A 4448-nucleotide genomic window follows, 5' to 3' on the forward strand; every position below is an offset into this window, starting at 1 on the left:
ATGGCCTCGCGGGAGACTTCGTCGCCGAGGATAGAGCAGTTGCACTGGAGCGGGCCTACGATGAGGATTTCGTGGATCATGGTCTTTTAAAGACTAAAGGCTTAACACGGATTACAACGATGAGACGGATTAAAAACTGGCAGGGGGCAAAGGCGAAATAGAGGGGTCTCTCCGCTGCGGCGGCAAAAGCGCCGCCTTCGGTCGAGCTGACGTGCGTTTGTGGCGGTGTTTAGATAGGGCGTGAGCATGAAGAAGCGCGAGCCATTGGCCCGCGCTTTTCTGAACTTTAGAACGCCTATTTCTTGGGAGTGGTCTGGGTGACGGGGTGGCTGGCGCCGGAGAGGACAGAGTGATCGCCGCTGGAGCGGGAGAGCATCACCGTGAGGCTGATGGAGGTGATCATGAAAAGGACAGCCGACCAGGCGGTGAGCTTGGTGAGGAGGGTCGCTGCGCCGCGAGGGCCGAAGGCTGTCTGCGAACCCTGTCCGCCGAAGGCACCTGCGAGGTCCGCCGAGCTGCCCTGTTGCAGAAGAATGATGCCTACGATGAAGAACGAGACGAAGATGTGGATGACAAGGACGAAATAGAGCATCGGATTGCTTTGCGACCTTCTTGAGCCAGAATATTTGGATTGGTGCGGAGGAGGGGACTTGAACCCCTATGCCTTGCGGCGCTAGCACCTCAACCTAAAAGTCAGTGTATCACCGTATATTGTGCAGCGCTATGTTCCTGATTCTATGTCCGTCTGCGTGTGGCTCTCTATCGTGGCCTATCGTGCAACCACTTACAAAAGTTCTACCAGAGCCTGCAACGAAGATGTTGCCGTCCCGTCCGCATGCAGCTCTGAGCCGCCCACGAGCAAGCAGCGGGCGGTTTCAGAAGCGACAAAAATCAGCACCTTCTAAAGCCAATCACTTAATGGGTTCCATTTCTACCGCGACGTCCAGACGTCTTGTGCTGCCGGGAATATCCAGCGATCCCAGCACCAGCGGTTTATCTGCGGTCAGGAACGATGTCCCTTGCAGGACGGTCTGCCGGATGATCGGGTCCTGCGGTCCCACGCCTGAGACCTGATCGGCTACGCTCGATTGCTCCACCTTGGAGCGCAGCCTTATGGCATCGGCGGACTCATCCAGCAACACATCGAAGTTAAGCCCTGTGTCGATGTAGGTTACCTGTGTCTGCGCACCCGATTTTCCACCATCGTAAGACCCAGTTACGATTGGAGTTCTGCTGCCTTGTTTGAGCTGGGTCCTTTCCCCCGAGATCACAACCATTGATAAATGTTGCGTTCCAATGCTCTTGCCACCGTCCATCTCGGTAATCGTGTAGGTCAGGCGATATGCTTTCTTTGGCCGGTCAAGGTCTTTGATGATCTTTTCGGCGATTGCCATGTCGTCTGGGGTGGAACGAATGATGATGGCGTTCTGTCCGGGCACCAGCATGATGTGGGCTGAGGGAGTAAGAGTATTACGAAGGGCGGTCGCTATTTCGTTGACATCATTCGCCATGCCGAAGTTGTTATCGTACCGGTTGAAGGTGTTGAGGTAGAAGGTTCTGACCGACTCATCGCTCGGCTTTGCGGCAGCAGACGCAGGCGCAGGTTGCGCCAGTGCGTTGAGTCCACCGAGTGTTAATGCCAATGTCATTCCCAGAATTCCGCTCGCAAATTTCATCTTCCATCTCCCTCTTCCGTGGCAGTTCGATTCCATTCCTTCTCCTTTTTTGGAACTTCGATTTTTATGGTTACGATTTGTTCATCGCTTCTTGCGCCAATTTCTTCTTGTCCGCTTGCTCCCTGGTGAATCGCCTAAAGAACCTGTCGAACTCTGCTCTCTGCTGCTCGTCTTGCGCGGCCCACTTCGTGGGATCGATCGCTGCCAACTCTTCGGGGGTACGCGTGCGGACGAAGCGTACGAGTGCCTTCTCCTGTTCGGTCAACGGCAAGGGAGGAGCGGGACGGCTAGGGGCGTTCATCTCGCGCACGGCCAGTGCCTCCTGGGAATCTGTGACCTCCAGTTCTCTCGGCTTCGTCCTTCGTGGCGACCGAGTGACGATTGAGAGCCTCTGAGGCTTTGCGCTCTCGGCCACTGTCGCTGAAGGAGCGGGAGGCAACGATGCTGAGGACATTGTCTTCACGGACTGGGTAGGAGCGTGTCGCCTCTGGTGAATTGCAGGAATCGCTAGAACGAGAGCCACTATACCTGCCGTCGCGCCCGCATAGGCCACTGACCTGACAGCAATCCGGGACGGGAGTGCCATGAGCCAGTTCCATTGGGTACTGGCTGTCTTGCGGTTTTGTACCCTTTCCAGGATGCGGCGCTCCATTCCCGCGGGAGCTTCGGCATCTCTGAGCCCTGCCAGCGCCTTCTCAATTGCCTGATCGGAATCTTTCATCGCCTGACCTCCTCTTTCTCGAGCCGTTCGCGCAGCCGTGCCCTCGCGCGGAAGAGTAAGGCACGAACGGCCGACTCGCTTCGTCCCAGCACTTCGGCCATCTCGGCCGTTTCCAGCTCTTCGATCGCCGAGAGCAGAAGGACGTGTCGCTCTGCTTTCGGCAATCTGTCCATCTCGCGCAGCACGGAGCTGATGCGCTGGGCTTCGTCGAGCGCCTTGTCGGCGGGCACGCTACTTGCGGCCAGTGTCCCGGCAAAGACCTCGTCCAACTGCTCCGGCCGGATGCGGCGGCGACGGTCGAGGGCAAGGTTCCACGTGATTCGAACCAGCCATACCCGCATGTCGCGCACCTCGGGCAGGGAGCGGCGGTGCTCCAGAACGCGGACGAAGCTGTCCTGCACCACGTCCTCGGCCTCGGTGCGGCTGCGCACGACAGAGTGAGCCACGCGGAAGAGAAGCGCGGAGTAGGTCTCCACGAGAGCCGCGAGGTCGACCTCCGACCGCGCACTCTCCATTGCCCCCAATGCCAAACTGTATCCCTCGAACGCCGCCATAAGTCTCTTCTATGCTGACAGACGCGGATAGGGTGACTTGCGCTCGATAATATTTTGCGGGGCTACTGCGAAAGGATGAGGTTAACGACAAAGGACACGGTCAATACCGTGTCCTTTAAGAAGCCTGGGGAGTGGTTTGGGTTATTCGCCGGTGTGGGCGTTGGGGAGAAGCGGGATCTGGAGTTGGGCCAGAAGCTCCTGGGCGAGCTTGGGGTCGCCTCCGCGTACCGGCTCCAGCTTGACCTTGCCTAGCCCATGGATGCCTACGGCGCGCGCGGCTGCGTAAGAAAGGTCGATAATGCGGTCGTCGGGCACCGGGCCACGATCGTTTACGCGGACGAAGATCGATTTGTGGTTCCGGAGATTGGTGACCCTGATCCAGCTGCCTAGGGGCAGGCTGCGATGGGCACAGGTGAGGGCGTACATATTGAAGGACTCGCCGTTTGCGGTGGTGTGTCCCTGAAAGCGGTTGCCGTACCAGGAGGCTTCGCCAATCTGGTACCAGTGGTGCGCCTTTGCCTTGTTCACGGAATGGGTAGCAGAATCTTTTGCGGCCGGAGCAGGATCGCTGGCTGCTGATGCCGCGACACCGAAGGCCATCATCAGAGTGACGACGACAACTCCGCCTTTCATCAAAGTGACCTTGCGGTCGCGTATTGTGGAAGGAATCAGTTTCATGCACTCTCCACTTGTTATTGTCTTGAGTTGAACCAGCTAAGTCAAACGCCAGGAGCCATTTAAGTGGCAAAGCCTCTTGCCGGAACCAGACGCTTGTGCTAAAGGAAGATGAGACCTGGCAGGCCGCTAATCGCCCGGATTAGAGGGTTTTAATGCTCGATTTACCCTCTTCTGAGTGTTTTGACCGTATGCTGTACTTTTTTGAGAAATTTGCGAAAAAAGGCTCTTTTTTGGTTTTTCCCTCCAAAATGCGGACCGTGCTGACGATTGCCGGGTTTGATCCTTCCTCGGGCGCCGGGGTGACGGCGGACCTGATGGTCTTCGCGGCACATGGCCTTTTTGGGACTTCGTGCATTACCAGCCTGACTGTGCAGTCGACCGTTGGAGTGCAGGCGGCGCATCCAATACGACCGGAGACAGTAAGAGCAACGCTCGATTGCCTCCACGGCGACCTGCCGGCTGCCGGTATCAAGATTGGGATGCTCGCGACCGAGGAGACCGTTGCCGTGGTGGCCGACTTTTTGGGGGAGCTAAGAGCCAGGGGGGAGCGGGTACCGGTGGTGCTGGACCCTGTGCTGCGGTCGAGCTCGGGCAGGGAACTGCTGGATGAGTCTGGAGTTACGACGTTGCGGGAGAGGTTGCTGCCGCTGGTGGATTGGGTGACTCCTAATATAGATGAGCTGGGAATCTTAACGGGCAGGGGGGTAGCGAAGCGGGGAGACTTGCCGGGGGCGGCTCGCGGAGTCCAGGAATCGGGGAGCGATCTGAATGTCTTTGCTACCGGAGGGCATCTGGAGCCGCCGGATGATTTTCTACTGA

6 protein-coding genes are annotated in these 4448 nt (G+C 57.7%); 1 reads left to right on the forward strand and 5 read right to left on the reverse strand.

Annotated features, from left to right (window positions below):
* Positions 1-295: 295 nt before the first annotated feature.
* From secG to VMU57_RS16870, 5 genes are all read right to left on the reverse strand, one after another.
* Positions 296-592 carry a preprotein translocase subunit SecG gene (gene secG, locus VMU57_RS16850; protein ID WP_325385506.1) on the reverse strand — a complete coding sequence of 99 codons (297 nt, stop codon included), beginning with the start codon at positions 590-592 and terminating at the stop codon, positions 296-298.
* Positions 593-911: 319 nt separating this feature from the next.
* A complete protein-coding gene (locus VMU57_RS16855) occupies positions 912-1676 on the reverse strand; it encodes a secretin N-terminal domain-containing protein (RefSeq protein ID WP_325385508.1) in 765 nt (254 codons plus the stop codon).
* Positions 1677-1746: 70 nt separating this feature from the next.
* Positions 1747-2397, reverse strand: a complete 651-nt coding sequence (locus tag VMU57_RS16860; RefSeq protein WP_325385510.1) for a hypothetical protein — start codon at positions 2395-2397, stop codon at positions 1747-1749.
* The gene (locus VMU57_RS16865) at positions 2394-2951 is read right to left on the reverse strand and encodes a sigma-70 family RNA polymerase sigma factor (protein WP_325385512.1); all 558 of its coding nucleotides are present in this window, start codon (positions 2949-2951) and stop codon (positions 2394-2396) included. Before VMU57_RS16865 ends, VMU57_RS16860 begins: the two co-directional genes overlap by 4 nt.
* A gap of 141 nt (positions 2952-3092) precedes the next feature.
* Positions 3093-3629 carry a septal ring lytic transglycosylase RlpA family protein gene (locus tag VMU57_RS16870; protein ID WP_325385514.1) on the reverse strand — a complete coding sequence of 179 codons (537 nt, stop codon included), beginning with the start codon at positions 3627-3629 and terminating at the stop codon, positions 3093-3095.
* A 248-nt stretch (positions 3630-3877) separates the two neighbouring features.
* Here VMU57_RS16870 and VMU57_RS16875 point away from each other — a divergent pair.
* The coding region (locus VMU57_RS16875) for a hydroxymethylpyrimidine/phosphomethylpyrimidine kinase (RefSeq protein WP_325385516.1) at positions 3878-4448 on the forward strand (571 nt) is incomplete at its 3' end.

This window comes from Edaphobacter sp., assembly GCF_035532915.1.
Classification (GTDB): Bacteria; Acidobacteriota; Terriglobia; order Terriglobales; family Acidobacteriaceae; genus Edaphobacter.

Coding starts and splice junctions, on each gene's coding strand:
- VMU57_RS16860 (WP_325385510.1), bottom strand. CDS start 2,397: ATGAAAGATTCCGATCAGGCAATTGAGAAGGCGCTGGCAGGGCTCAGA.
- secG (WP_325385506.1), bottom strand. CDS start 592: ATGCTCTATTTCGTCCTTGTCATCCACATCTTCGTCTCGTTCTTCATC.
- VMU57_RS16855 (WP_325385508.1), bottom strand. CDS start 1,676: ATGAAATTTGCGAGCGGAATTCTGGGAATGACATTGGCATTAACACTC.
- VMU57_RS16865 (WP_325385512.1), bottom strand. CDS start 2,951: ATGGCGGCGTTCGAGGGATACAGTTTGGCATTGGGGGCAATGGAGAGT.
- VMU57_RS16870 (WP_325385514.1), bottom strand. CDS start 3,629: ATGAAACTGATTCCTTCCACAATACGCGACCGCAAGGTCACTTTGATG.